27 protein-coding genes are annotated in these 26057 nt (G+C 68.0%); 12 read left to right on the top strand and 15 right to left on the bottom strand.

Features of this window, described 5'->3' with window-relative positions; translation table 11 throughout:
• Window positions 1–53: 53 nt before the first annotated feature.
• The 4 genes from PH203_RS17930 to PH203_RS17915 all read right to left on the bottom strand — a co-directional run bounded on the left by PH203_RS17930 (window position 54) and on the right by PH203_RS17915 (window position 2426).
• Complete coding sequence (locus PH203_RS17930; RefSeq protein WP_289921060.1) at window positions 54–491, bottom strand: SsgA family sporulation/cell division regulator; 438 nt, start codon at window positions 489–491, stop codon at window positions 54–56.
• Window positions 492–590: 99 nt separating this feature from the next.
• A complete protein-coding gene (locus tag PH203_RS17925) occupies window positions 591–1325 on the bottom strand; it encodes an IclR family transcriptional regulator C-terminal domain-containing protein (protein WP_289921307.1) in 735 nt (244 codons plus the stop codon).
• Window positions 1326–1714: 389 nt separating this feature from the next.
• Window positions 1715–1927: a DUF5326 family protein gene (locus PH203_RS17920; protein ID WP_190071059.1), complete on the bottom strand. Its 213-nt coding sequence runs from the start codon at window positions 1925–1927 to the stop codon at window positions 1715–1717.
• A 181-nt stretch (window positions 1928–2108) separates the two neighbouring features.
• Window positions 2109–2426, bottom strand: a complete 318-nt coding sequence (locus PH203_RS17915; RefSeq protein WP_289921058.1) for a cupin domain-containing protein — start codon at window positions 2424–2426, stop codon at window positions 2109–2111.
• Between the two features lie 60 nt (window positions 2427–2486).
• Between PH203_RS17915 and PH203_RS17910 the strand changes: the two genes are divergently transcribed.
• The 5 genes from PH203_RS17910 to PH203_RS17890 all read left to right on the top strand — a co-directional run bounded on the left by PH203_RS17910 (window position 2487) and on the right by PH203_RS17890 (window position 6203).
• Complete coding sequence (locus tag PH203_RS17910) at window positions 2487–2864, top strand: phage holin family protein (protein ID WP_289921057.1); 378 nt, start codon at window positions 2487–2489, stop codon at window positions 2862–2864.
• 7 nt (window positions 2865–2871) lie between these two features.
• Window positions 2872–3363, top strand: a complete 492-nt coding sequence (locus PH203_RS17905) for a low molecular weight protein-tyrosine-phosphatase (RefSeq protein ID WP_289921056.1) — start codon at window positions 2872–2874, stop codon at window positions 3361–3363.
• Window positions 3360–4499: a cystathionine gamma-lyase gene (locus PH203_RS17900; protein ID WP_289921055.1), complete on the top strand. Its 1140-nt coding sequence runs from the start codon at window positions 3360–3362 to the stop codon at window positions 4497–4499. Before PH203_RS17905 ends, PH203_RS17900 begins: the two co-directional genes overlap by 4 nt.
• Window positions 4500–4726: 227 nt before the next feature.
• Window positions 4727–5632 (top strand): LysR family transcriptional regulator, encoded by a 906-nt coding sequence (locus tag PH203_RS17895; protein ID WP_289921054.1) that lies wholly within the window; start codon window positions 4727–4729, stop codon window positions 5630–5632.
• 88 nt (window positions 5633–5720) lie between these two features.
• Entirely contained in the window at window positions 5721–6203 is a 483-nt protein-coding gene (locus PH203_RS17890) for an NUDIX hydrolase (protein ID WP_289921053.1), read from the top strand.
• 32 nt (window positions 6204–6235) lie between these two features.
• Here the strand turns inward: PH203_RS17890 and PH203_RS17885 are convergent, their stop codons facing one another.
• On the bottom strand, window positions 6236–7672 hold the full coding sequence (locus PH203_RS17885) for a globin domain-containing protein (protein ID WP_289921052.1): 1437 nt from the start codon (window positions 7670–7672) through the stop codon (window positions 6236–6238).
• A 350-nt stretch (window positions 7673–8022) separates the two neighbouring features.
• A complete protein-coding gene (locus PH203_RS17880; protein WP_289921306.1) occupies window positions 8023–8655 on the bottom strand; it encodes an HAD-IB family phosphatase in 633 nt (210 codons plus the stop codon).
• 161 nt (window positions 8656–8816) lie between these two features.
• On the opposite strand from PH203_RS17880, the gene PH203_RS17875 reads away from it, so the two are divergent.
• Window positions 8817–9683, top strand: a complete 867-nt coding sequence (locus PH203_RS17875) for a GNAT family N-acetyltransferase (protein WP_289921051.1) — start codon at window positions 8817–8819, stop codon at window positions 9681–9683.
• Between the two features lie 82 nt (window positions 9684–9765).
• Here the strand turns inward: PH203_RS17875 and PH203_RS17870 are convergent, their stop codons facing one another.
• Entirely contained in the window at window positions 9766–10974 is a 1209-nt protein-coding gene (locus PH203_RS17870; protein ID WP_289921050.1) for an MFS transporter, read from the bottom strand.
• A gap of 144 nt (window positions 10975–11118) precedes the next feature.
• Between PH203_RS17870 and PH203_RS17865 the strand changes: the two genes are divergently transcribed.
• Window positions 11119–11592 (top strand): MarR family transcriptional regulator, encoded by a 474-nt coding sequence (locus tag PH203_RS17865; RefSeq protein WP_289921049.1) that lies wholly within the window; start codon window positions 11119–11121, stop codon window positions 11590–11592.
• 10 nt (window positions 11593–11602) lie between these two features.
• Window positions 11603–12055, top strand: a complete 453-nt coding sequence (locus PH203_RS17860; RefSeq protein ID WP_289921048.1) for a GNAT family N-acetyltransferase — start codon at window positions 11603–11605, stop codon at window positions 12053–12055.
• Window positions 12056–12136: 81 nt separating this feature from the next.
• On the opposite strand, the gene PH203_RS17855 is transcribed toward PH203_RS17860, so the two are convergent.
• The gene (locus tag PH203_RS17855; RefSeq protein ID WP_289921047.1) at window positions 12137–13522 is read right to left on the bottom strand and encodes a serine hydrolase domain-containing protein; all 1386 of its coding nucleotides are present in this window, start codon (window positions 13520–13522) and stop codon (window positions 12137–12139) included.
• 61 nt (window positions 13523–13583) lie between these two features.
• On the bottom strand, window positions 13584–15056 hold the full coding sequence (dnaB, locus tag PH203_RS17850) for a replicative DNA helicase (protein ID WP_289921046.1): 1473 nt from the start codon (window positions 15054–15056) through the stop codon (window positions 13584–13586).
• Between the two features lie 460 nt (window positions 15057–15516).
• On the opposite strand from dnaB, the gene PH203_RS17845 reads away from it, so the two are divergent.
• A complete protein-coding gene (locus tag PH203_RS17845; protein ID WP_289921045.1) occupies window positions 15517–16854 on the top strand; it encodes an MATE family efflux transporter in 1338 nt (445 codons plus the stop codon).
• 116 nt (window positions 16855–16970) lie between these two features.
• Here PH203_RS17845 and rplI read toward each other — a convergent pair whose 3' ends face one another.
• The 4 genes from rplI to rpsF all read right to left on the bottom strand — a co-directional run bounded on the left by rplI (window position 16971) and on the right by rpsF (window position 18698).
• Window positions 16971–17417 carry a 50S ribosomal protein L9 gene (gene rplI / locus PH203_RS17840; protein ID WP_289921043.1) on the bottom strand — a complete coding sequence of 149 codons (447 nt, stop codon included), beginning with the start codon at window positions 17415–17417 and terminating at the stop codon, window positions 16971–16973.
• 18 nt (window positions 17418–17435) lie between these two features.
• On the bottom strand, window positions 17436–17672 hold the full coding sequence (gene rpsR / locus PH203_RS17835) for a 30S ribosomal protein S18 (RefSeq protein ID WP_003949403.1): 237 nt from the start codon (window positions 17670–17672) through the stop codon (window positions 17436–17438).
• A 57-nt stretch (window positions 17673–17729) separates the two neighbouring features.
• Window positions 17730–18326: a single-stranded DNA-binding protein gene (locus PH203_RS17830; RefSeq protein ID WP_289921042.1), complete on the bottom strand. Its 597-nt coding sequence runs from the start codon at window positions 18324–18326 to the stop codon at window positions 17730–17732.
• 81 nt (window positions 18327–18407) lie between these two features.
• Window positions 18408–18698 (bottom strand): 30S ribosomal protein S6, encoded by a 291-nt coding sequence (rpsF, locus tag PH203_RS17825; protein WP_005482942.1) that lies wholly within the window; start codon window positions 18696–18698, stop codon window positions 18408–18410.
• Between the two features lie 264 nt (window positions 18699–18962).
• Here rpsF and PH203_RS17820 point away from each other — a divergent pair, with 264 nt between their 5' ends.
• The 3 genes from PH203_RS17820 to PH203_RS17810 all read left to right on the top strand — a co-directional run bounded on the left by PH203_RS17820 (window position 18963) and on the right by PH203_RS17810 (window position 21676).
• Window positions 18963–19277, top strand: a complete 315-nt coding sequence (locus tag PH203_RS17820) for a hypothetical protein (RefSeq protein ID WP_289921038.1) — start codon at window positions 18963–18965, stop codon at window positions 19275–19277.
• Window positions 19278–19457: 180 nt separating this feature from the next.
• Entirely contained in the window at window positions 19458–20579 is a 1122-nt protein-coding gene (gene femX, locus PH203_RS17815) for a peptidoglycan bridge formation glycyltransferase FemX (protein WP_289921037.1), read from the top strand.
• A gap of 65 nt (window positions 20580–20644) precedes the next feature.
• Complete coding sequence (locus tag PH203_RS17810; RefSeq protein ID WP_289921036.1) at window positions 20645–21676, top strand: alanine racemase; 1032 nt, start codon at window positions 20645–20647, stop codon at window positions 21674–21676.
• A 78-nt stretch (window positions 21677–21754) separates the two neighbouring features.
• Here PH203_RS17810 and PH203_RS17805 read toward each other — a convergent pair whose 3' ends face one another.
• Together PH203_RS17805 and PH203_RS17800 are read right to left on the bottom strand one after the other, a co-directional pair.
• Window positions 21755–23257 carry a glycosyltransferase 87 family protein gene (locus tag PH203_RS17805; protein WP_289921035.1) on the bottom strand — a complete coding sequence of 501 codons (1503 nt, stop codon included), beginning with the start codon at window positions 23255–23257 and terminating at the stop codon, window positions 21755–21757.
• 108 nt (window positions 23258–23365) lie between these two features.
• A complete protein-coding gene (locus tag PH203_RS17800) occupies window positions 23366–25612 on the bottom strand; it encodes a transglycosylase domain-containing protein (protein ID WP_289921305.1) in 2247 nt (748 codons plus the stop codon).
• Window positions 25613–26057 lie beyond the last annotated feature (445 nt).

Genomic DNA, 26057 nt, shown 5'->3' with positions numbered 1-26057 from the left:
GCGCACCCCAGTCCACGCTGAAGCGTTACGCCCCCCCTCAGTGCCGTAACGCTTCAGCCCGCGCTCTGCTCCTCCGCCAGAATCCGGTCCAGCGCCTCGTCGAGGTGGGCGTCGAAGTCGGCGAGCACGCCCTCCTGACCCAGCGGGACCAGTTTGTCGGTGCGGTCGAGGAACGCGATGAGGGGCGCCGCCGAGGAGCGGAACAGCGCCTGGTCGGTGCCGACCTGAAGGCGGATCAGGACCTCGCCGAGCGTGTCGGCCTCGGCGGGCGCGATCCGGACGTCCCCGTCGCCGCACGGCCGCCCCACACCGTCGATCAAGAGCTCGCGGCCGAACGCCCAGGTCACCGGCGCATCACCGGGCAGATGAAAGGTGAGCCGCACGGCGTAGGGATCGCAGGTCTCGTAGCGCAGCTCCACGGGGATTCGGAAGGAGAGCTCCTCGGAGACGAGAAAGCTCATCATGACCTCTGCCTGTACGGACTCGCCCATCTTCTACCCCGTCATCTGCCGTCGACTGGCCGGGAATGATCCCTTTGACTGTGGTGGAAGTTTGCTGAAAGTACACGGGAGATCACAAGGAGTGAGTTTTCAGATACTGATAGAGATCGCGAGCGACCCCAGCAGGCGTCCGACCTCGCTCTGCAGCCGACGGGTGGCCTCCGGCAGCCGGTCGGCCTGATGGACGGGAAGGGAAATGGCCACCGTGGCGGCGGCGGTGCCCACCGTGATGGGGATCGCCGCACACACGGCCCCCAGCGCGTACTCCTGCCGTTCGAAGACCGGTTCCATCCGCCGCGTCCGGTCCAGACGCCGCAGCAAGGTGTGGCTGTCACGCACCGTGTACGGGGTGATGGCCTGCACGGGGTAGCGGTCCAGGTGGTCGCGGCGGGCGTCCTCGCCCAGCTGGGAGAGCAGGCACTGCCCGATCGCGTGCGCGTGCGCGGTCTCGCGGAAGTCGGCCCATTCCTCGACCGCCGGATTGCCCGGGGTGTCGGAGACGCACACGACCTCGACCTCGCCGTCGCGGTAGATCGCGTAGTACACGGGTACGCCGATGGCATCGCGCCAGTGGGCAAGTGTCTCGACGACCGTGCTGCGACGTTTCTGCTGCGCTCCGCTGCTGCTCAGCCGCTCGGCCGCCTCACCGAGGAAGAACAGGCCCTTGTCCCGGCGCAGATAGCCTTCGTGGACCAGGGTGCGCAGCAGGTGGTAGGCCGTGGGCAGGGCCAGGCCGGTCTCGCGGGCCAGCTGTTTGGCGGGAGCACCGTGCTCGTGCCCGGCGACGGCCTCCAGCAGGCGCATCGCGCGCTGGACGGAGCCGATGAGGGTCGTGGGGTGCGATGCGTCCGGCGGATCGGCCGGAGTCGACGCGGGCGGGGTCCCTTGGCGGGACCGGCTCGCGGCCGCGGGTTGCTCCGGCGGGCGGGGGCGGTGCTCCGGGGACGGGGCGGCGCCCCGAACCGGTGCGAGGGCTGCAAGGCGTTCTGCGGGTGCGGTGTCAACCGTGGCCAAGGGTCACTCCCGAAGCGCGAGGGGGCCGCCCGTGCGGGGGACACGGGAGGGGTGTGCGCCGCTCACGGGGGATCGTCCCCGCGTCGAATTCCGGACTTTAACCGTCCGCCACCGCTCGCACTCGGCCTGTACCGCAAACTTCCCTCGCCCGAGGGAACCGGTGATTCCTGTTACCGGTCACCGGTCTCCCTCGCGGCACCTCACCAGTCGCTGCGCGACGAGGAACTCGACATGAACTTCCGCACCACGTAGATCAGTCCGCCGACCAGGGCCACGAAGACCAGCAACTTGAAGAGCAGTCCGATGACGAAGCCGACGACGCTGGCTATCAGCCCGCCGAACACGACCAGGGCGATGACGGGCACCGCGATCCACTTCACCCACCAGGGCAGTCCCGCGAAGATCTCTCCCATTGCTCTCGTCCTTACCTCTCCGCCCGTCGCTCGTGCCGGGTCCGGTCGAAGACCCGGGCTCGTGATGCCGGATCCTTCTGATGTCCTGCACTCGATGCTAGGGCGAGGAGGTGGCCCGGCGGGGGCCTCGCACCCCTTGTCCTCCCCTGACTGATCCCCTAGGGAATCCCGGGGTCCGGGCTCAGCTCTCGGGCGGAGAGAAGACCACCATCACCCGCAGGTCCTCGCTGATGTGGTGGAACTTGTGGGCGACGCCGGCCGGAACGTAGACCACGCTGCCGCGCGCGACCTGGGTGGTCTCCATGCCGACGGTGATCGCGGCACGGCCGCTCACAACGAAGTAGACCTCGTCCTGGTTGTGCGGCTTCTGTGGATCATGCTCACCGGCGTTCAGCGCATACAGACCGACCGACATGTTCCGTTCCCGCAGAAACTGCAGGTAGGCGCCGTCGTTGGCGGCGCGTTCCGCCTCCAGTTCATCCAGCCGGAATGCCTTCATCGCTCTCGTCCGCCCTTGTCCCACTGCTCATCGACGATCTCTTCTGCCACGATCAGACACATGAAGAATTTCGTAGTCAAGACGATCGCCAACGCGGGCGCCCTGGCGGTCGCCGTCTGGCTGCTGGACAAGATCACCCTGACCGGTGACAGCACGGGCAAGAAGATCGGCACCCTGATCCTCGTCGCGCTGATCTTCGGACTGGTGAACTTCCTGGTCAAGCCGGTCGTAAAGCTCTTCAGCCTGCCGCTGCTGATCCTCACGCTGGGCCTGTTCACCTTGGTCGTCAACGCGCTGATGCTGCTGCTGACCTCATGGCTGGCCGACAAGGTCGACCTGAGCTTCCATGTGGACGGTTTCTGGACCGCGGTGGTCGGCGGTCTGATCATCTCGATCGTGTCCTGGGCGCTCAACGTCGTCCTGCCCGACGGCGACTGAGCCCCGCATGACGTATCGCGTCTGCTTCGTCTGCACCGGCAACATCTGCCGCTCGCCGATGGCCGAGTCCGTCTTCCGCGCCCGCGTCGCGGAGGACGGGCTCGACGACCGGGTCGAGGTCGACAGCGCCGGCACCGGCGGCTGGCACGAGGGCGACGGCGCGGACCCACGCACGGTGTCGGTCCTCGAGGAGCACGGCTACGACAGCGCCCACACGGCCCGCCAGTTCCAGCCGTCGTGGTTCTCGCGCCTCGACCTCGTGATCGCCCTCGACCACGGCCACCTCAAAGCCCTGCGCCGCCTCGCGCCCACTCCGCAGGACGCGGAGAAGGTGCGGTTGCTGCGCTCGTTCGACCCTGCCGCGGACGACGACCTCGACGTACCGGATCCCTACTACGGGGGCATGGACGGCTTCGAGGAGTGCCTTGAAATGGTGAAGGCGGCGAGCGAGGGTCTGCTCGCCGCGGTACGCGAGGACCTGAAGGGACGGGTGGCATGAGCGATTCGACGGGAAGCACCGGCGAGGGCACGCGCGCGGTGCGGGCCGGACTGCCCGAGCCGGTCAAGAACGAACCCACCCTGCCCGGTCCCGCGTTCGCCGCTCACTTCCATCTGCCGGGCGAGGTCGGCGGCCCGTACACCTACGGACGCGACGAGAACCCCACCTGGACGCTCCTGGAGAACGCCATCGGCGAGCTGGAAGCCCCCGGCCGGGCCGGCGTCCAGACCCTCGTCTTCCCCTCGGGCATGGCCGCCGTCTCCGCCGTGGTCTTCTCCCAGCTGCGCCCCGGCGACACGGTCGTCCTGCCCAGCGACGGCTACCAGGTGCTGCCTCTGGTGCGTGCGCAGCTGGAGGCGTACGGCATCCCGGTGCGGACCGCCCCGACCGCGGGCGACGCCCAGCTGGACGCGCTGGACGGCGCGAAGCTCCTGTGGATCGAGACGCCCTCCAACCCCGGGCTCGACGTCTGCGACATCCGGCGGCTCGTCGAGGCGGCACACGCGCGTGGTGCCCTCGTCGCCGTCGACAACACACTCGCCACGCCGCTCGGACAGCGCCCGCTGGAGCTCGGCGCCGACTTCTCCGTCGCCAGCGGCACGAAGCAGCTCACGGGGCACGGAGACGTCCTCCTGGGGTATGTCACGGGCCACGACGGCGAGGCGATGACCGCCGTACGACGGTGGCGCAAGGTCGTCGGGGCGATCCCGGGGCCCATGGAGGCCTGGCTCGCGCACCGTTCGATCGCCACGCTCCAGCTGCGGGTCGACCGGCAGAACGCGACCGCGCTCGTGCTGGCCGAGGCTCTGAAGGAGCGGCCGGAGATCACCGGGCTGCGGTATCCGGGGCTGCCCGACGATCCCGCGCACAAGGTCGCCTCGCAGCAGATGCGGCGCTATGGGTGCGTGGTCTCCTTCACGCTGCCCACGCGCGCGCGTGCCGACCGTTTCCTCGACGCCCTGCGGCTCGTGGACGACGCGACGAGCTTCGGCGGAGTGCGTTCCACGGCCGAACGGCGTGGGCGCTGGGGCGGGGACGCGGTGCCGGACGGCTTCATCCGCTTCTCCGTCGGTGCCGAGGACCCTGAGGACCTGGTGGCCGATGTGCTGCGTGCGCTGGCCGAGTCGGCGGACTGACCTCTGTTTCTACGCCCTTGTCGGTGTCCGGCTACGTACAACGGACGGTCCGAGCCTCCCCCCTCGTGGCTCGGACCGCCCTCGGTTCCGCGCGCGAAGAACCGCGCGAACAAGGCTAGTTGACTCTGTGTCAGTGTCCAATCACAGTAGCGACAGCGACCTATCGACATATTTATAGTTGGGCCCTGCCGGGGGGCCTGGAGCCGGCACTGGAGGGGAGAACGTGCATGGATCTGGCCTTGCTGCGGACCTTTGTGACCGTGCACCGGGCCGGCTCCTTCACGCGCGCCGCCGCACTGCTGGGCCTCTCCCAACCCGCCGTGACCTCGCAGATCCGTACGCTGGAGCGGCAGTTGGGCCGCCCTCTCTTCCTGCGACAGGCCCGCGGGGTGACCCCTACGACCATCGGCGACGAGCTCGCCCACAAGGCCGCTCCGCATCTCGACGCCCTGGTGGAGATCACCGAGACAGGCCTCGACGAGGACTCCTCTTTACGAACTCTCCACCTCGCCGGACCACCCGAGTTCACCGCCGAACGCGCTCTTCCCGCGCTCACCGAGCTGACCGGCGAGGACGGTCAGGGCTTCGCGCTGCGGGCCTCCTTCGGAAACGCCGAGGAGACCTTGGAGGGCCTGGCCGCCGGACATCACGATCTGGCCATCAGTACGGCCCGGCCGCGGGGCGCTCTGCTCACGGCGACTCCGCTCTGCGACGAAGTGCATGTCCTGGTCGCCTCCCCGCTCTGGTCGAAGCGGATCAATTCCGGGACGCTGCGCCGCAAGGGAGCACTCGCCCTGGAGCGACTTCCCGTGGTCGAGGTGCATGAGTCGCTGCCGTTCGTCTCCCGTTACTGGGCTTCCGTCTTCGACTCCCGTCCGGCCGCCGCGGGCACTGTCATCGTCCCGGACCTTCGCGCGGTGCTCGCCTGCGCGGTGGCGGGCGCCGGGCTCGCTGTCCTGCCCAGTTATCTGGCCGCGCCCGCCCTGGAGCGCGGTGAGGTCGTGGCCCTTCACCATCCGGCCGTGCCGCCCCTGCGGACCTACTTCCTGGTGGTCCGTACCGGCACCCTGGCGATGCCGCATGTCGCGCGGGCTCACGAATGGCTGCTGCAGATGGCTGCCGACTGGGGCTGACCTGCACCTTTCCGACGGTCACAGGGTGAGCTCGACCGATGACGGCATGCGATGTTTCACGTGGAACCAACCGGGCCACATTTCCCCCATGACCGTCCGACCCGTGGTCAAGCGCACCGCACGTGCCGTTCTCCTGGACGGCGATGACCTGATCCTGATCAAGCGCACGAAGCCCGGCATGGATCCCTACTGGCTCACCCCCGGTGGCGGGGTCGAGCCGACCGACACAACTGTCGTCGACGCCCTGCACCGCGAGGTGTACGAGGAACTCGGCGCCAAGATCACCGATGTGGTGCCCTGCTTCGTCGACACCGTCGAGCACATCGGCGAGGACGGCGGCGCGACCGGGGTGAAGGTCCAGCACTTCTTCGTCTGTCACCTGGAGTCCATGGACACCTCGCTGCGGCACGGCCCCGAGGTCGACGAGCCCATCGGCGAGTACGAGATCGTGCGAGTGCCGTTCACCCGTGTCGGGATCGCCTCCGTGCACCTCGTTCCGCTGTCGCTGCGGCACTACCTCGACGGCAACATCGAGGGCGTACGGGCCATGCACGCGCCGGACCTGGGCTGAGACCTGGCCGGGGCTCCCGGACTGGGCCGGGGTCAGTCCCCGACGACCACGAGTTCCTCCACGGAGTCGTGGCGTATGCGCTCCGACGGAATGCCGATGTCCCTGAGGGCGTGCACCCCGCTGCGGATCATTCCGGGCGGGCCCGAGACGAAAGCGTCGTACTCGTTCCAGGGGCCGTACTGACGGATGGCGTCAGGGAGTTGGACCCGGGCCTGCTGGTCGATGATCGCGCGGACCGAGAGCCATGGGTGGGACTGCTGGAGCCTGAGCATCGTGTCGATGTCGTACAGGTCGTAGTCGGTGCGGGCTCCGTAGAACACCTCGACCGGCCGTCGTTCGCCGCGGTCGGCGACATCCTCGACCAGGGCCTTGATGGGTGCGATGCCGGTGCCGCCGCCCAGGCAGAGCAGCCCGCTGTCGGTGGTGTGGTCCACGGTCATCGAGCCGGCCGCCGGGCCGAGCCGGAGGATGTCGCCGGGCCGGGCACGCTGGACCAGGGCGTTGGAGACCCAGCCCGCGGGGACGGCCTTCACATGGAACGACAGCAGCCCGTCGGCACGGGGCGCCGAGGCGAAGGAGTAGTGCCGCCAGATCCGAGGCCACCAGGGGGTCTCCAGGCTTGTGTACTGCCCGGCGAGGAAGGGATAGGGCTGGTCGGGGCGGACGGTGACGACCGCGACGTCCGGCGTCCGCAGGTCATGCGACACGACCTCCGCGTACCACCAGGCCGGGGCACGCAGTTCGTCCGCGGCCGCCGCGTCGATCATCACCTGCGAGATCGTCGTGTACGCCCGGACCCAGGCCGCCTCGAATTCCGGACCCCAGATCCGCTCGGCGTACTTGCTCAGAGCGCCGATGAGGCACTCGCCGACGGCCGGATAGTGCTCGGCCCGGGTGCCGTACTTGCGGTGGCCGCGGCCGAGGTTCTGCAGGTAGTCGACGAGCACCCGGGTGTTGTCGATGTGCTCCGCCGCGGTGAGCAGCGCCTTCAGCAGCCGGTCCCGCTGAGTGTCCATCGCGGCCGGGAAGAGCGAGCGCAGATCGGGATGGCGGACGAAGAGCAGGGCGTAGAAGTACGAGGTGACCTTGCCGGCCACGGGGGCGACCTCGGCCATGGTCCGGCGGATGAGAATCGCGTCCGGGGAGGCTTCCTGGGCCTGCGCCGGGTTGGAGCGCTGCGGGGGTACACGGGGTTCGGGGGGCGGGGGTTCCGCCGGTGCGGGGGCCGGTATCTCGTGCGAGGCCGAGGTCGGTGTGCTCTGTGCCGGTGGGAACGCATCGGCGTCTGGCGTGGTCCTGCCGACCGGGCGGAGCGCCGCCAGCCGGTTCCCGTCGGCCGTCTCCTGCTCGCTGCCCGGTGTCGCCGCCGGCTGTGTGTGCGGCGTGAACCAGCCGCTCCCGCCGCCGGAAGTGCCGTTGTCGGCCGACGTGGTGGTCGGAGCGTCCATGGTGTGCCTCGCCTCGAACATCTTTCGGTCGGTCTGCGCACTTCCTCGGTCGGAATGTGCCTGCTTTCCCCCGTAGACGACTTGCTTTCCCCGCTCATGGCCGCGGCCAATGCGGCCATATTCAACCCGTATTCGCGCTCCATACGGACAAGTAAGGCGAGAGTGTGACATTGGCCGCAGCGCTCTCACCGCAGCATCCCACCGCATGGGGACACGTCGGCCTCATAACCGAAAATGCAGGTCTTCGATCTCTCCGTCCCGTTAGGCTGCCCCGCCCAACCGGAGTAGACCCTACCGGTCGCCGCCGCGCCCACAAGTCCCCCCTCCCACCTCCATGAATGGGACGAGGGGCGAACCGTCAATTGCTTCAATTACCGGGCGGTGCGCACCAATTCATAGGCATCCCACAGATCTCCGCCCGTGTAGACATGTGTGGCGAGGCCCGAGAGATGGCTGTCCGCATTGACCGCGACGGAGACCGGTACCGCGCCGAACAGATCCCTGTCCGAGGACGAATCCCCGTACGCAACACAGTCGGCCCGGGTGACTCCGAACTCCTCGCACAGCCGGTCGGCGATCAGCACTTTGGCAGCGGCACTGAGAATCCCGGCCGGGTCGACGGGTTCGGTGAACGGCACGGCGGGAAAACGCGATCCATGCGCCGCGTGCGCACCCCAGTCGATGAGTCGCTCGACGAAGAAGGATGGCGAGAGCGACACGACGGCGCAGTAGTCGCCGTTCTGGCGGATCTCCTCCCAGACATCTCGAATCCCGGCCAGCCACGGAGCACCCTCGAAAGCAGCCGACACATGGGCCTCGGTGAGTTCCGCCCACAGCTCACGAACCCGCGCCGCATACTCGGGCGGCTCTATCAGTCCCGCCGAGATCGCCTGATCGAGCGCCACGGTCTCGGCTTCCAGCCCGAGTTGCCGGGAGATCTCCACCGGCGAGGAGGTGCCGTACAGCAGCGTTCCGTCGAGGTCGAAGAGATGAAGTCTCGCCATGGTTCTCGAGGCTAACCTGGTCCGTCGTTCGCGCATGTTTCACGTGAAACATGCGGCACCTGTCGGGGTGCTGTGCGGTCGGCTACGACATGGCCAAAACCTCGTACATGTCACCGGAAACAGGTGGACGCCGAGGGCACCCGTCAGACAGCCTGACCTGCGTGTCGACACCTTCCCTCGCCGATCTGCCCATCCGCCGACTGACGCTTCGCGATCTCACCGCCTGCGCCGACTTGTCCGAGGACCGGGGGTGGCCACGCGAGGAACACAAGTGGGGCTTCCTCCTGACATCCGGGAAGGGATACGGCATCGACGACCCCGAGGGCGGGCTCGTCACCGCCTGCGTCGTCACCGAGTACGGGCCGCGGGACCGTCCCGATCTGGGAGCGATCGGCATGGTGCTGGTCGCCGAACGGCACGCCCGCCAGGGCATCGGCCGCCGACTGATGCGCCATGTGCTCACGGAGATGGGCACCACCCCACTGACCCTGCACGCAACGCCGAACGGCCGCCCGCTCTACGAGGAACTCGGCTTCAAGGTGACCGGCCGGGCGGAAATGGTGCGGGGCCGTTTCACGGCTGACGGCTACGAGCCCACCGTGGCCACACGCGCGGCCACCGCCGAGGACCTCACCGCCATCCTCCGGCTCGACGAGGAGGTGTTCGGCACCGACCGCACGCACATCGTCACGCGACTGCCCGCCTTCGCCGATCAGCTGCGGGTGGCCGAGGAGAACGGCCGGATCATCGGGTACGCGGCCGCGTGGCCCAACATGGACAACCACGTCGTCGGCCCGCTGGTCGCCCGGGACACGGAAACCGCGAAGGCGCTGGTCGCCTCCCTCGCCGCCCGCACCGACCTCACCTTGCGCACCGACATCGACGTACGGCACGAAGGGCTGCTGGCGTGGCTGAAGGAGCGTGGACTGGCCACCGTCGCCTTCAACGCGGTCATGACCCACGGGATTTCGGAGCTACCCGGTGACTGGAACCGACGGTTCGCACCGGTGACGGTGGCGGCGGGCTGAGGAACTGGAGGCGCGGTGACGCCGACGCGATGACGCCGGGCCCTTTGGGGACCCGGCGTCTTTCGCGGACGGCTTGGTGCGGTCAGTGGTGAACGGCAGCCCTCTGCTCGCTCGGGGCAGCTCCCGCGACGACCTGACTGGGCGCACTGTCGCGGCGCTCCAGAGCGGCCGAGATCAGGGCGAGCCCCAAGGCGGCCGCGGCGAGGGCGGCCCCCACCCAGTTGGGGGCGGTGTAGCCGAGGCCGGCGCCGATGACCAGACCGCCGAGCCAGGCGGAGAGCGCGTTGCCCAGGTTGAAGGCACCGATGTTCACGGCCGAGGCCAGCGTCGGGGCGCCGTGCGCCTGGTCGAGGACGCGCTTCTGGAGCGGCGGGACGGTGGCGAAGCCCAGAGCGCCGATGAGCGCGATCGTGACGGCCGCGAGGGCCTTGTTGTGCGCGGTGAGTGTGAAGAGCGCCAGGACGACCGCCAGGGCACCCAGGGACACGTACAGCATGGGCATCAGGGCACGGTCGGCGTACTTTCCGCCGACGAGGTTGCCGCCGACCATTCCGAGGCCGAAGAGGACGAGCAGCCAGGTGACGGAGCCGTCGGCGAACCCGGCGACGTGAGTCATCATCGGCGCGATGTAGGTGATGGCCGCGAAGACGCCGCCGAAGCCGAGGACGGTCATCGCCATTGCGAGCAGGACCTGGGCGTTCTTGAAGGCGGCCAGTTCATGGCGTAGGTGGACGCCCTCCGGCCTGGGCATGTCGGGGACCAGCTTGGCGATGCCCGCCAGGCCGAGGACGCCGAGCGCGGCGACGAGGGCGAAGGTGACGCGCCAGCCGAGGGTCTGTCCCACGAGCGTGCCGAGCGGGACGCCCACGACATTGGCGACGGTGAGGCCGGTGAACATCATCGCGATGGCTCCGGCCTTCTTGTCGGGGGCGACCAGGTCGGCCGCGACGACGGAGCCGATGCCGAAGAAGGCGCCGTGGGCGAGTGAGGCGATCACCCGGCCGATCAGCATGACCGTGAATGCGGGCGCCAGGGCCGACACCAGGTTGCCGACGATGAAGAGCCCCATCAGCAGCATCAGCATGCGCTTGCGGGAGACCTTGGTGCCGAGCACCGTCATCAGCGGGGCGCCGAACATGACGCCGAGTGCATAGCCCGTCACCAGGAAGCCGGCGGTGGGGATGGAAACGCCGAAGTCTCCGGCGACCTCGGGCAGCAAGCCCATGATCACGAACTCGGTGGTTCCGATTCCGAAGGCCCCGATCGCGAGAGCCAGAAGCGCGAGAGGCATGGAGGTCTCGCCACCTTCCCAGTCGGTTGCAGAAGCGCTTTACAACCGAAGACAATACTTGCAGACGCTCAATACTTGCAAGCGCCGACTATTGCAGTGCTGCTCTATCCTGGTTTCAGCCGCTCCGGGACGAAGGAAGCACCGATGACAGCGACGGACCCCGCACTCACCGCCCTCGCACAGGGCTGGTGCGCCCTCTCCCTGCTGCACGGGAGGATCGAGGCCCATATCGAGCGGGCCCTGCAGGCGCGGCATGACCTGAGTGTGCGCGAGTACTCCCTGCTCGATGTCCTCAGCCGACAGCACGACGGGGACGGCGGGCATCTGCAGATGAAGCAGGTCGCCGACGCCGTCGTGCTGAGCCAGAGCGCCACCACCCGGCTGGTCACCCGCCTGGAGGACCGCGGCCTGCTCACCCGCTACCTCTGCCCCACCGACCGCCGCGGCATCTACACCAACGTCACCGAGGCCGGCCTCAAACTCCTCGACGAGGCACGGCCGACCAATGACTCCGCACTGCGCGAGGCGCTCGACGCGGCGGCCGAGAACGCTGAACTGGCTCCACTGGTCCGGGTCGTGGAGTCGCTCAACGTGGAGTCGCTGAACATGCCCGCATAAGCTGGCCGACATGGGAGATCTTGAAATACGCGCTGCCGTCGCCGCCGATGTCCCCTCGATCGTCGCCATGCTCGCCGACGATCCGCTGGGTGCGCAGCGCGAGTCACCGGACGACCTCGCCCCCTACCTGTCCGCGCTGGAGCGGCTCGCCGCCGACCCGAACCAGCATCTGGTCGTCGCTGTTCGCGAGGGCCGTGTCGTCGGCACGCTCCAGCTCACGATCATCCCCGGGCTGTCCCGGCGCGGCTCCACCCGGTCGATCATCGAAGCAGTCCGCATCCACGCCGACGAACGCGGCAGCGGTCTGGGCACACAGCTCATCGAGTGGGCGGTCGACGAATCCCGGCGCCAGGACTGCCAGTTGGTACAACTGACCTCCGACGCCACCCGCACCGACGCACATCGCTTCTACGAACGGCTCGGCTTCGAGGCCTCGCATGTGGGGTTCAAGCTGCCGCTCTGACGCCTCAGAGAGGCTGGCGGGCGCTTCGGAGGTCTTCCTGTGCGGCGGGGCGTGTTTCACGTGAAACACGCCCCGCACGGCTCAACCGATCCCGCGCCACCCCTCCGGGTCCACTCCGCCCGGCACAGGCGCCTCCTCGTCGTACGGCTGACGCGTGAACACGAACGACCCGAGGTCCAGGTGGCTCACGCTTCCGTCAGGCCGCCGTACGGCCTTCAGGAGCTCTCCGGCGAAGTAGCCCTCACGCCCGGTCCACGTGCCGTCTGAGTTCGCGCGGAAACGCGAGCGGCGGCCGACGCCACTCAGGGGATCCAGAGAGACGCCACCCTCGGCGGTCAGCCGCAGGGCGAACGCATGGGTCCCCCAGTACCACTGGCCCGCCAACTCCAGTACTGCCGAATCGACTTCGGGCACAGGCCGCCACGGCTCGGGAATCCGCGGCTCGGCCTCGGCGACGATGCGGACGAGATCGGCGCCCACCGCGCCCAGCAGCAGCCCGGACGTGCAGTTGGCCAGCACCACCGCAGCGACATCGTCCGCCACGCTGATGGTGAGGTTCGCCAGGAAGCCCGGCAGGGACCCCGAGTGCCCGACCAGCAGCCGCCCCTCCCAGCTCTGCACCTGCATCCCGAGCCCATACGTCACACCGTCCAGGACATCCGCGGCCTCAGCCGGCGCAGCGGGCGTCCGCATCTCCCGTACCGTCTCCGCACTCAGCACACGGTCGTCGCCCTTCGCCAGGAAGGCCGCGAACTTCGCCAAGTCGCATGTGGTGGACCAGAGTTGACCTGCCGGTGCCATCAGGCCGAGGTCCTCGGAGGGTTCGGGAAGCATCACATCGGCCCACGGGTGCACCGCCCAGCCACCCGCGTGGGGCATCTGGGGCTGTGCACTCGTACGGTCGAGGCCCAGGGGTTCGAGCACTTCGCGCCGGAGTACGTCCTCCCATGGGGCGCCACGCAGCTTCTCGACCACAGCGCCCAGCAGGGTGTAGCCGGGGTTCGAGTAGTGGAAACGGCGGCCGACCGGATGCAGGAAGGGCTGCTCACCGAGCACATCGGCCAGTTCGGGACGCAGAGAGCCCGGACTGCGCTCCCACCAGGGCGCCGGCGACTCGGCCGCCAACCCGGCCGTGTGCGCGAGCAGTTCGGCGATGGTGGCCTCCCCCGCGCCGGTGCCCGGAAGGTGCTTCTCCAACGGGTCACCGAGGTCGAGCAACCCCTCGTCGCGCAGCCGCAGCACGAGAACGGCGGTGAAGGTCTTGGTGATCGAGCCGATCCGGTACTGCACATGCTCGTCCGGCCCGTGCCCGTCCACCGAGGTCCGCGAGCCGTGCCAGACGGTCCGGCCGTCCCGTACGACCGCCGCAACCAGCGACGGAGCGCGCCCCTCGGCCTGGGCCACGGCGATACGGTGCAGCAGGGCCCGGCGCGTACCGGGTAGCAGCTCTTCCTGAGATGTCGTCATGCGCCCAGTCCACCCTGCGGGGCACCGGGACGTCGAACCCAATACCTCCGCGGCAGGTGGCTCAGGTCTGCGCCATGTCCACGAAGCGCGAGTAGTGGCCCTGGAAGGCGACCGTGATCGTGGCCGTCGGACCGTTACGGTGCTTGCCCACGATGATGTCCGCCTCGCCGGCGCGCGGGGACTCCTTCTCGTAGGCGTCCTCACGGTGGAGCAGGATCACCATGTCGGCGTCCTGCTCGATGGAGCCGGACTCACGCAGGTCGGACACCTGCGGCTTCTTGTCCGTGCGCTGCTCGGGACCACGGTTGAGCTGCGAGAGCGCGATGACCGGGACCTCCAGCTCCTTGGCCAGCAGCTTGAGGTTACGGGACATGTCCGACACCTCCTGCTGACGGCTCTCGGAGCGCTTGCCGGACTGCATCAGCTGGAGATAGTCGATGATCACGAGCTTGATGTCGTTGCGCTGCTTCAGACGGCGGCACTTGGCGCGGATCTCCATCATCGACAGGTTCGGGGAGTCGTCGATGTAGAGCGGTGCGGCCGAGACCTCGGGCATCCGGCGGGCCAGCCGCGTCCAGTCCTCGTCCGTCATGGTCCCGGAGCGCATGTGGTGCAGGGCCACCCGCGCCTCGGCGGACAGCAGACGCATCGCGATCTCGTTGCGGCCCATTTCGAGGGAGAAGATGACGCTGGGCAGGTTGTTCTTGATCGACGCCGCGCGGGCGAAGTCCAGCGCGAGCGTGGACTTGCCCATGGCGGGACGGGCCGCGATGACGATCATCTGGCCCGGGTGCAGACCGTTGGTGAGCGAGTCGAGGTCCGTGAAGCCCGTCGGCACACCGGTCATCTCACCGGTGCGGGAGCCGATCGCCTCGATCTCGTCGAGCGCGCCCTCCATGATGTCACCGAGCGGCAGATAGTCCTCGCTGGTGCGCTGCTCGGTGACCGCGTAGATCTCGGCCTGGGCGCGGTTGACGATCTCGTCGACGTCGTCGTCGGCCGCGTATCCCATCTGGGTGATGCGGGTTCCGGCCTCGACCAGCCGACGTAGGACCGCGCGCTCGTGCACGATCTCCGCGTAGTACTCGGCGTTGGCCGCCGTCGGCACCGTCTGGACGAGGGTGTGCAGATAAGATGCGCCGCCGACCTTGTTGATCTCGCCGCGCTTGGTGAGCTCTGCGGCGATCGTGATCGGGTCGGCCGGCTCACCCTTGGCGTAGACGTCGAGGATCGCCTGGAAGATCGTCTCGTGGGCCGGCTTGTAGAAGTCGTGGCCCTTGAGGATCTCGACGACGTCGGCGATGGCGTCCTTGGAGAGCAGCATGCCGCCGAGGACGGACTGCTCAGCGTCGAGGTCCTGCGGCGGTACGCGTTCGAAGGACGAACCTCCGCCGTCCCACTCGCCGTTCTCCCGGCCGCGGTCGTGCTGCTCGTCGCGGCCCCGGCCTCCGTCGCCACGGCGACGCGAGGCGGGCAGACGATCACCGGGACCGCTGTCGGCCCACGGATCGTCCAAGGGCTCGGAAATGCTCACCGAGCCACCTCCTCCCGTCCGCCGAGCGGACCTCGCCGTGCCCCTCTTTTCTACGGCACGGCACTGACAAATGAGAGGCCCAACTCCGGTTCTGGCGCGTCGGTTTTGTGATGGTTTCCGGACCGACGACATGGAGCGGGCGCCGGACCACGGTAGGCCCGACGGCACCGTCAGCCAATCTGGTTATCCACAGGCCATGTGGACGACGGCCCGGATGCTGTGGAGAACTCCGCAAAACCTGTGCACGACACGGTGGACAGCCCTGTGAACAAGCTCGCGCCCCTCTCGCCGAACCCACGCTGACCTGCACACTTGCCATCCACCGGCTGTGCAGAAGAAAAACTTTCCCAGTCGGACCAAGATCACATCGAACGACGCGCGGAAGTGCACACCGCCCAACACGAAGTAAGGGTCAGTAAGCAATTGCATCTCTTACCTGTGGACGATTAGATTGGTGCTCATGACACACGCTCCCGCGACCCCGCGCGCCACGCGGCGACAGCACGACCGAGAGATCGTCGCCCTGGCCGTTCCGGCCTTCGGGGCACTCGTCGCCGAGCCCCTGTTCGTCCTGGCCGACAGCGCGATCGTGGGCCATCTCGGCACGGCACAACTCGCGGGACTGGGAGTCGCCTCGGCCCTCCTCACGACGGCCGTCAGCATCTTCGTCTTCCTCGCCTACGCCACTACGGCGGCCGTCGCCCGACGCGTCGGTGCCGACGACCTCCAAGCCGCCATCCGACAGGGCATGGACGGCATCTGGCTGGCCCTCCTCCTCGGTGCCGCGGTCATCGCCGTCGTCCTGCCCGCGGCACCCGCCCTGGTGGAACTCTTCGGCGCCTCGGACACCGCCGCTCCCTACGCGATCACCTATCTGCGGATCTCATCCCTGGGCATCCCGGCCATGCTCGTCGTCCTCGCCGCGACCGGCGTGCTGCGCGGTCTGCAGGACACGAAGACGCCGCTCTACGTCGCCGTCGGCGGCTTCGTCGCCAACGCAGTCCTCAACGCAGGCCTCGTCTACGGCGCCGACCTCGGCATCGCGGGCTCCGCCTGGGGCACCGTCATCGCCCAGTGCGGCATGGCCGCCGCCTACCTCGTCGTAGTGGTCCGCGGAGCCCGCGCCCACGGCGCCTCGTTGCGTCCCGACGCCGCAGGCATCCGCGCCTCGGCACACGCCGGCGTCCCGCTTCTCGTCCGCACCCTCTCGCTCCGCGCGATCCTGATGATCGCCACGGCCGTCGCAGCCCGTCTCGGCGACGCCGAGATCGCGGCCCACCAGATCATCCTGTCCCTGTGGAGCCTGCTCGCCTTCGCCCTGGACGCCATTGCCATCGCAGGACAGGCCATCATCGGCCGCTATCTCGGCGCAGGCGACGCCCAGGGCGCCCGCGAGGCATGCCGTCGCATGGTGCAGTGGGGCATCGCGGTCGGGGTGGTCCTCGGTGCCTTGGTCGTCGTGGCCCGCCCCGCGTTCCTGCCGATGTTCACCAGCGACTCCGTGGTGAAGGACACCGCCCTCCCCGCCCTTCTCGTGGTGGCGCTCGCCCAGCCGATCTGCGGGATCGTCTTCGTCCTGGACGGAGTCCTGATGGGGGCCGGCGACGGGCCGTATCTGGCCTGGGCCATGGTGCTGACCCTGGCCGTGTTCACACCTGTGGCCCTGCTCATCCCCACGCTCGGCGGAGGTATCACCGCCGTCTGGGGAGCGATGACGCTGATGATGGCGATGCGGTTGCTGACTCTCTGGCTGAGATCCCGCTCGGGCCGCTGGATCGTCATCGGCGCCACACGCTGAACGTTTCACGTGAAACAGCTGGTTTCACGTGAAACACACTTCGGCGCACTCGCAATGCAAGAAGGGCCGCACCCTTTGGGTGCGGCCCTTCTCAGCTGCTCAAGCCGAGCGCAGCGTCACGCCGCGACGACCTCGATGTTGACCTTGGCGGCAACCTCGGGGTGCAGACGCACGGACGTCTCGTGAGAGCCCAGCGTCTTGATCGGCGAACCGAGCTCGATGCGGCGCTTGTCGACCTCGGGGCCACCGGAAGCCTTGATCGCCGAAGCGATGTCGGCCGGGGTGACGGAACCGAAGAGACGACCGGCGTCGCCGGAGCGGACGGCCAGACGGACCTTGACGGCCTCGAGCTGGCCCTTGACCTGGTTGGCCTGCTCGATGGTCTGGATCTCGTGGATCTTGCGAGCACGACGGATCTGCTCGACGTCCTTCTCGCCACCCTTGGTCCAGCGGATAGCAAACTTCCGCGGGATCAGGTAGTTGCGAGCGTAACCGTCCTTGACGTCGACGACGTCGCCCGCGGCACCGAGGCCGGAGACCTCGTGGGTGAGGATGATCTTCATGTTTCGGTCACCCTTCCCTTATCGCGCAGTGGAGGTGTAGGGCAGCAGCGCCATCTCACGGCTGTTCTTGACGGCCGTGGCGACGTCACGCTGGTGCTGCGTGCAGTTGCCGGTCACGCGGCGGGCACGGATCTTGCCGCGGTCGGAAATGAACTTCCGCAGCATGTTCGTGTCCTTGTAGTCCACGTACGTGACCTTGTCCTTGCAGAAAGCGCAGACCTTCTTCTTAGGCTTGCGCACAGGCGGCTTCGCCATGGTGTTTCTCCTGTGTGATCAAGAAGTGTGGGTACGACCCACCCTCGGCCCGAAGGCCTAGAAGGGGGGCTCGTCCGAGTAGCCGCCGCCAGCGCCGCCGCCGGAGTTTCCACCCCAGCCGCCGCCACCGCCGCCGCCCTGGTTGCCACCGGCGGGAGCGCCGGTCGCCCACGGGTCGTCGGCAGGAGCGCCGCCGCCCTGCTGGCCGCCGCCGGAGTTTCCACCCCAGCCGCCGCCACCCTGGCCACCACCGCCGCCGTAACCACCCTGGCCACCACGGCCGGCACCGCCGGCAGTCTTGGTGACCTTGGCCGTGGCATTGCGCAGACTGGCGCCGACTTCCTCGACGTCCAGCTCGTAGACCGTGCGCTTGACGCCCTCACGGTCCTCGTAGGACCGCTGCTTCAGCCGGCCCTGCACGATGACGCGCATGCCTCGCTGGAGCGACTCCGCGACGTTCTCCGCCGCCTGACGCCAGACCGAGCAGGTCAGGAACAGGCTCTCGCCGTCCTTCCACTCATTGGTCTGACGGTCGAAGGTGCGGGGGGTGGACGCGACACGGAACTTCGCGACCGCCGCACCGGAGGGGGTGAAGCGCAGCTCGGGGTCATCGACAAGATTGCCGACGACCGTGATGACGGTCTCGCCTGCCATGGGGGAACCTCTCGGCGGGTTTGCTGCTGGCTGCTTTGTGGTGCTGCTACTCGAATCCCGGGATCAGCTGAGCGGAAGAGCTCAGTGGGTCTCGGGACGGAGGACCTTGGTCCGGAGGACCGACTCGTTCAGGTTCATCTGGCGGTCGAGCTCCTTGACGACCGCAGGCTCGGCCTGCAGGTCGATGACCGAGTAGATGCCCTCGGGCTTCTTCTTGATCTCGTACGAGAGACGACGACGGCCCCAGGTGTCGACCTTCTCGACCTTTCCGTTGCCCTCACGGACGACGGAGAGGAAGTTCTCGATCAGGGGGGCGACGGCGCGCTCCTCCAGATCGGGGTCGAGGATGACCATCACCTCGTAGTGACGCATGTGGAACCCACCTCCTTTGGACTCAGCGGCCACGGTCGTTCCGTGGCAGGAGGGTTGTGATGCGTACGCAAAGGTATCGCCCGCCACTGACAATCGGGGCTTCCTCGCGGTAGTCCCGGTCGTGACATGGGCAGACACCAGTGCAGACGGTACAGAGTACCCGCACCCCGGCTTCCGGTTGAAATCCGGCCGCCAGGACCGACAATCTGTACACATCGGGTGTGTATGGCGCTACGATGCGCCGCCTTTCGCAGGAGGTGCCCTATGGCACAAGCATTGCGACCCAACACCGTCGGAGGCCTGTTCGCCACGGACGGCAAGCCCCACCCCCTCCAGGACACCCTGCTCGCGGTGACACTGGTCCTGGGGCTCACGTCGTTCATCACGGCGATGTTCCACAGCCTGCACCTGCTCAGCTCCTGGACCGGGCTGGTGGGGATCCTCACCGGCGCTTACGGCCAGTGGATCTCGGAGACGACCCGTGAGCGCTTCGGACTGATCCTCGGTCTCGGCGCCTCGGCGATCGGCTTCTTCCTCGGCATGGCGCACGGCGGCCTCTTCGGCGGAGTCATCAGCTGACGCCAGGGACACCGTCCTCTTCACATCACCCAAAGCACCACGGAACACCTCGGCGGCCCGTTGAGCCGGGGCGCAGGTTACGTACGCCCAGTCAGGGCGCTCGCGAGGCGCAGTAGGCTTCGGCGCGAGAGCCGGAGCCCCTGTACCCATGGGGACACACCAGCCCGAGGAGCGCCCCGAATGAGCCTGACCCTGAGGACGATCAGTCGCGAGCAGCATCTGGCCTACATCCAGAGCCTGCCGGCGGCGAGCCACATGCAGGTTCCGGCCTGGGCAGACGTCAAGGCGGAGTGGCGTTCGGAGAACCTCGGCTGGTTCGACGACAAGACCGGCGAGATGGTCGGTGCGGGCCTCGTCCTCTACCGGCAGCTCCCGAAGATCAAGCGCTATCTCGCCTATCTGCCCGAGGGCCCGGTCATCAACTGGTTCGCGCCGAATCTGACGGACTGGCTGGAACCGATGCTCGCCCACCTCAAGCACCAGGGCGCCTTCTCCGTGAAGATGGGCCCGCCGGTGATCATCCGGCGCTGGGAGGCCACCTCCATCAAGGCGGGCATCCAGAACCCCGACGTGAAGCGGCTGCGCGACATCGAGGCCGACTTCATCGAGCCGCGCGCCTTCGAGGTCGCCGACAAGCTCCGTCGGATGGGCTGGCAGCAGGGCGAGGACGGCGGAGCGGGCTTCGGCGACGTCCAGCCGCGCTACGTCTACCAGGTGCCGCTGGCGAACCGCTCCCTGGAAGAGGTCCACAAGAACTTCAACCAGCTCTGGCGCCGCAACATCAAGAAGGCCGAGAAGGCCGGCGTCGAGGTCGTCCAGGGCGGCTACCACGACCTCGAGGAATGGCAGCGGCTGTACGAGATCACGGCCGTGCGCGACCACTTCCGGCCCCGCCCGCTGTCGTACTTCCAGCGCATGTGGACGGCCCTCAACACCGAGGACCCCAACCGGATGCGGCTGTACTTCGCCCGGCACAACGGTGTGAACCTGTCGGCGGCGACCATGCTGATCGTCGGCGGGCACGTCTGGTACTCCTACGGAGCCTCCGACAACATCGGCCGTGAGGTCCGGCCCTCGAACGCGATGCAGTGGCGGATGCTGCGCGACGCCTACGCGCTCGGCGCGACCGTCTACGACCTGCGTGGCATCTCCGACTCGCTGGACGAGACCGACCACCTCTTCGGCCTGATCCAGTTCAAGGTCGGCACCGGCGGTCAGGCCGCCGAGTACCTCGGCGAGTGGGACTTCCCGCTGAACAAGCTGCTCCACAAGGCGCTCGACATCTACATGTCGCGTCGCTGAGCCACCACAATTCGTTTTCATACCTCTGATACACCGCAGCCACGAGAAAGGTTCCAGGGCCGGCCATGGCGCTCACGCTCTACGTCGACACCGCGCGCTGGCGTGCGCACCACAAGCACGTGCAGGACCAGTTCCCAGGGCTCGTCCCGGTCTGCAAGGGCAACGGCTACGGCTTCGGGCACGAGCGGCTGGCCGAGGAGGCCACGCGGCTCGGCTCGGACGTCCTCGCCGTCGGCACGACGTACGAGGCCGCCCGCATCAAGGACTGGTTCGGCGGAGACCTGCTGGTGCTGACGCCTTACCGCCGTGGCGAGGAGCCCGTACCGCTGCCCGACCGCGTCATCCGCTCGGTGTCGTCGATCGACGGGGTCTACGGCCTCGTGGGTGCCCGTGTGGTCATCGAGGTGATGTCCTCGATGAAGCGGCACGGCATCAGCGAGCAGGACCTGCCGCAGCTGCACGCCGCCATAGAGAACGTCCGCCTGGAGGGCTTCGCCATCCATCTGCCGCTTGACCGCACCGACGGCTCGGACGCCGTCGAGGAGGTCATCGGCTGGATGGACCGCCTGCGCGCGGCCCGGCTGCCGCTGCACACGATGTTCGTCAGCCACCTCAAGGCCGAGGACCTCGCCCGGCTCCAGCAGCAGTTCCCGCAGACCCGCTTCCGCGCCCGTATCGGCACGCGGCTGTGGCTGGGGGACCACGAGGCCACCGAGTATCGCGGAGCGGTCCTGGACGTCACGCGCGTGGCCAAGGGCGACCGGTTCGGCTACCGGCAGCAGAAGGCGGCTTCGGACGGCTTCCTGGTGGTCGTGGCGGGCGGTACGTCGCACGGGGTGGGCCTGGAGGCCCCCAAGGCCCTGCACGGCGTCATGCCGCGCGCCAAGGGTGTCGCCCGCGCCGGTCTGGCCACGGTGAACCGGAACCTTTCTCCGTTCGTCTGGGGCGGCAAGCAGCGCTGGTTCGCCGAGCCGCCGCACATGCAGGTGTCGATCCTGTTCGTGCCCTCCGACGCACCGGAGCCGAAGGTCGGCGAGGAGCTGGTGGCCCATCTCCGGCACACCACCACACAGTTCGACCGGCTCGTCGACCGCTGAGCCTCGTACACAGCCGAAAGGCCGTACACGGAACGCCCGTGTACGGCCTTTTGAGTGGGTCTCCCACTCCCTGTTCGCTCAGAGCGAACGGTCTGCGGGAGGCGCGGGATCGCCCCACTCCACCTGCGGCCCTACGAAAAGGGCGGCGTGGCGCGGGGGATGGGCGGCGGGGCCGAGGACGAAGACGTCCTCGGCGCCGTCGAGGACACCGCCTGAGGGATCGTCGTCACCGGCCCGGCGCACCACGTCCCGCTCCGGCATCCAGATGTCGCGGACGATCACGACGCACAGGTACAGCGTGCCGAGCAGGTGCAGACCGATTGCCCAGTGGTAGCCGTCCTGAGGCAGTCCCTTGTGGGCTTCCGCGCTCGTCGTGTACGCGAGGTACATCCAGATGCCCAGGAAGTACGCCACCTCGCAGGCCTGCCAGATCAGGAAGTCCCGCCACTTGGGCCGGGCCAGCACAGCGAGGGGCACCAGCCACAGGACGTACTGAGGTGAGTAGACCTTGTTGGTGAGGATGAACGCCGCGACGATCAGGAAGGCCAGCTGGGCGAAGCGTGGGCGGCGCGGGGCGGTCAGGGTGAGCGCGGCGATGCCGACGCAGCACAGGAGCACCAGAAGCGTGGCGAGCGTGTTGACCGTGTCGGTGCTGAGGGGGTCGGTCGAGTTCTGGGCCAGGATCAGCCAGAAGGAGCCGAAGTCGACGCCCCGCTCCTGGCTGAACTCGTAGAACTTCGACCAGCCGTCCCAGGCGAGGAGCATCACCGGAAGGTTCACGACCAGCCAGGAGACGGCAGCACCGCCCAGCGCCTTCCCGAAGTCCCGCCACTTGCCCGCGCGCCAGCACAGCACGAACAGCGGGCCGAGCAGGAACACGGGATAGAGCTTGGCGGCCGTGGCAAGGCCCAGCAGGACGCCGAACGCGAGCGAGCGGCCCCGGGACCACATCAGCATCGCCGCGGCCGTCAGAGCGACCGCCAGCAGGTCCCAGTTGATGGTGGCGGTCAGCGCGAAGGCTGGCGCCAGAGCGACCAGCAGACCGTCCCAGGGTCGGCGCGCATGCGTACGGGTCACGCAGACGGCGATGACGGCCGCACAAGCCATCAGCATCCCGGCGTTGACCATCCAGTACCACTGCTCCTGGTCCTGGATGCTGCCGCTGCCGGGCGTGAGCCACGAGGCGACCTCCATGAACACACCGGTCAAGACCGGGTATTCGAGGTACTCCATGTCACCGTTGAGCTTGTCGAAGTACGGCACGAGCCCGTCGGCGAAGCCGCGTCCCGCGTAGAGGTGCGGGATGTCCGAGTAGCACGCGTGCGTGTACTGCGAGCTGGCGCCGAAGAACCAGCCGCCGTTGTAGCAGGGCGCCTTCTGGACCAGCCCGAGGGCGAACATCCCGATCGCCACGAGCGCGATGATCCGCACGGGAGTCCACCAGGACGTCCCGAGCAGCGCCCGCCGCCCGATGGGACCGCCGATCAGCTCACTGCCGTTCGCGGCGATCTCGTCGTCCCTGGTCGGCCGCACCGGCTCCGGCTCGTGCACGCTCGCTTGCGTCGATTCTGCGCTGGGCATGGGGCACATCCTGCCGTACGTGTCTAGGAATACGCCGAGGGCCGCCGCACCTGGTGGGTGCGACGGCCCATGTTTCACGTGAAACACCCTCGGCGGGCGAAATGGCGGCTAACCGGTCGAGCCTCCGAAAATGCCTCCATTGCCGTTGCCTCTGGTGGTGTCGGCGGTATCCGTGGCTGTTGGTGTGGAGGTCGTGCCGCCGTCCGTACCGCCGTTGTTCGAGCCTCCGTTGTTGTCGCACTGGAAGCCGAAGCAGGTCTCCGTTGCCGAAGGCGACGGAACGGTGAGGGTCGGGCTGGGCGTCGCGCTCGGCGTCTCACTGGGCGTCGCGCTCGGCGTCTCGGTGACGGTCGGGGTCGGCGACGGGGCGCCTTCCTCGTCCTGGATCTCACCGATCTTCTCGGCCTCCGGGAAGCCCGGGTCGCTGGCGTTCTTGAGAGCGGCCTTCATGTACTCGGTCCAGATCTCGGTGGGGATGTCACCACCGTGGATCGACTCCACGCCCGCCGTGCCGTTCATCGAGAGCAGGACGTTCTTCTTGGGGTCCTCTCGGAACATCGCGACCGACGTCGACAGCTGCTGGGTATAGCCGACGAACCAGGCCGACTTGTTGCTGTCGGTGGTACCGGTCTTGCCGGCCGCCGTACGGCCGAGGGCCTTCGCGTTCTGAGCCGTACCGTTCTCGATGACGTTCTCAAGGACGTTGGTGACGTTATTCGCCACGTTCTCGGGAATCGCGAGCGTGACCTTCGGCTTCTCGAAGCCCGCCTGCGGCTGCCCGTCCTTCTTGACCTCCGTCACGGAGTACGGGTCCGCGTGCTTACCGGATGCGGCGAACGTCGCGTAGGCGTCGGCCATGCGGATGGCGCTGGGGGTCGAGGTACCGAGCGCGAACGACGCGTTGAGGTTCTCGAAGCTTTGGTCCAAGATGCCGGACGCGCTGGCCACCTTCCGGACGTTACTCATCCCCACATCCATGCCGAGCTGCACGAACGGCGTGTTGACGGACTGCTCCATCGCTTTACGGAGGGTGATGTAGCCCCAGGGATAGTCACTCTCGTTCTCCTGATAGAAGACCGAGTTGTCCTTCTTCAGGACGTAGGTGCCGTCGTTGTTTCTGACCTTCAGATGGTCGTTGCCGTTGTACTTGCTCAGCGGCGATACACCGTTCTCCCGGTCTTTGTATGTTCCGTACTCCATCGCCGCCGCCAGCACGAACGGCTTCCACGTCGAACCGACGGGCACACCCGAGGTGTCCGCGTTGTTGTTGAAGTGGTCGTTCTCGTACCCCGCACCGCCGTACAGCGCGACGATCGCACCGTCGTTGGGCCGCACGGACGCCGCACCGAACTGGACATGCTTGTCCTTCTCGCGCTTGTCCGGGTCGAGGCGATCCTTCTCGATCTTCTGCACGGCCTTGGAGAGGGCGTCAACCTTGCTCTTCTCGAAGGTCGTGTAGATCTGGAAGCCACCCTTGTCGAACTCGGTCTGCGAGATGTCCGAGTGGGCCAGGACGTACTTCTTGGCCGTGTCGACCAGGTAGCTGATCTGTCCGGTCATGCCCTTGGTCGCCTTGAGCCCCTGGGGCATGGGGTACTTCTTGGTGGCTTCCTCGTACTCGGTGTCCGTCAGATGCTTGTCGTTGTGCATCTGCTCGAGGATCCAGGCCCAGCGAGCCTGGGATCGCTTGGTGTTCGCGTCCTTCGTCGCCGAGGGGTCGTAGCTCGTGTTGTCCACAGGGTCGTAGTACGTCGGGCCCTTGAGGAGCGCAGCCAGGAAGGCGCACTGGCTCGGCGTCAGGTCTTCCGCGTTCACGCCGTAGTACGCCTGCGCGGCGGCCTGGATGCCGTACGCGTCACGGCCGTAGTACGAGGTGTTCAGATAGCCCTGGAGGATCTCCTGCTTGGTGAGCTTCGTGCCCACCTTTATGGAGATGAACATCTCCTTGAACTTCCGGGAGACCGTCTGCTCCTGGCTCAGGTAGGTGTTCTTCACGTACTGCTGAGTGATGGTCGAACCACCCTGCGTGTCACCGCCCCGCGCCATGTTGGCCAGGGCTCGGGCGATGCCCATGGGGTCGACGCCCGAGTCGGAGTAGAAGCTCTTGTTCTCGGCCGAGATGACGGCCCACTGCATGGCCTCAGGGATCTTGGAAATGTCGACGTTCTGCCGGTTCGCGCCGGCTCCCGTCGCGACCATCCGATCGCCGTTGGACCAGTAGTAGACGTTGTTCTCGGACTTCGCCGCGGCGTTCTCGCTGGGGATCCCCACCATGGCGTACCCGATGCCCGCGATCGCCACGAGACCGCCGAAGAAGGCAAGGCACAGTCCGGAGACGAGCTTCCAGGACGGCATCCAGCGCTGCCAGCCGTACTTACCGGCGCGCGGGTAGTCGATGAACCGGTTTCTGTTCGAGGCGGCGGCCCGGCCCCGTCCAGGACCGCTCGGGCCGCCGGGGCCGGCGCGTCGGGCGCCGCGGCCGGTGGGTTCGGCCGCTCTGCGTCGGCCGCCCCCGCTTCTCTGTGCCGCGCGGCGGGCGTCGGCGCGGCCGCCGTACGGCCGCTCCTCGCCTGCCGAGCCGTATGAATCCGACCCGTACGAGGCGGAGGGTGACTCGGTGGCGCCTCGCGGTGCCGCACGGCGGCCGGAGGACGAGCCGGACTGGCCGCGTCGGGCCGCGGCACGTCCGCCTCCCTGCGGCTGCGGCGGTTTGCGACGGTGCTCGCTCATCGAACGACTACTCCTCGGGCAGGCGCACCCTTGCGCGCCTGGAAACGGCGGCTGGTTTCCGGTCCCCCCG

Source organism: Streptomyces sp. S.PB5, assembly GCF_030403745.1.
Taxonomy (GTDB): domain Bacteria; phylum Actinomycetota; class Actinomycetes; order Streptomycetales; family Streptomycetaceae; genus Streptomyces.
Note: the sequence above shows the minus strand (reverse complement) of the source record. Positions and strands in the feature narration are given on the sequence as shown.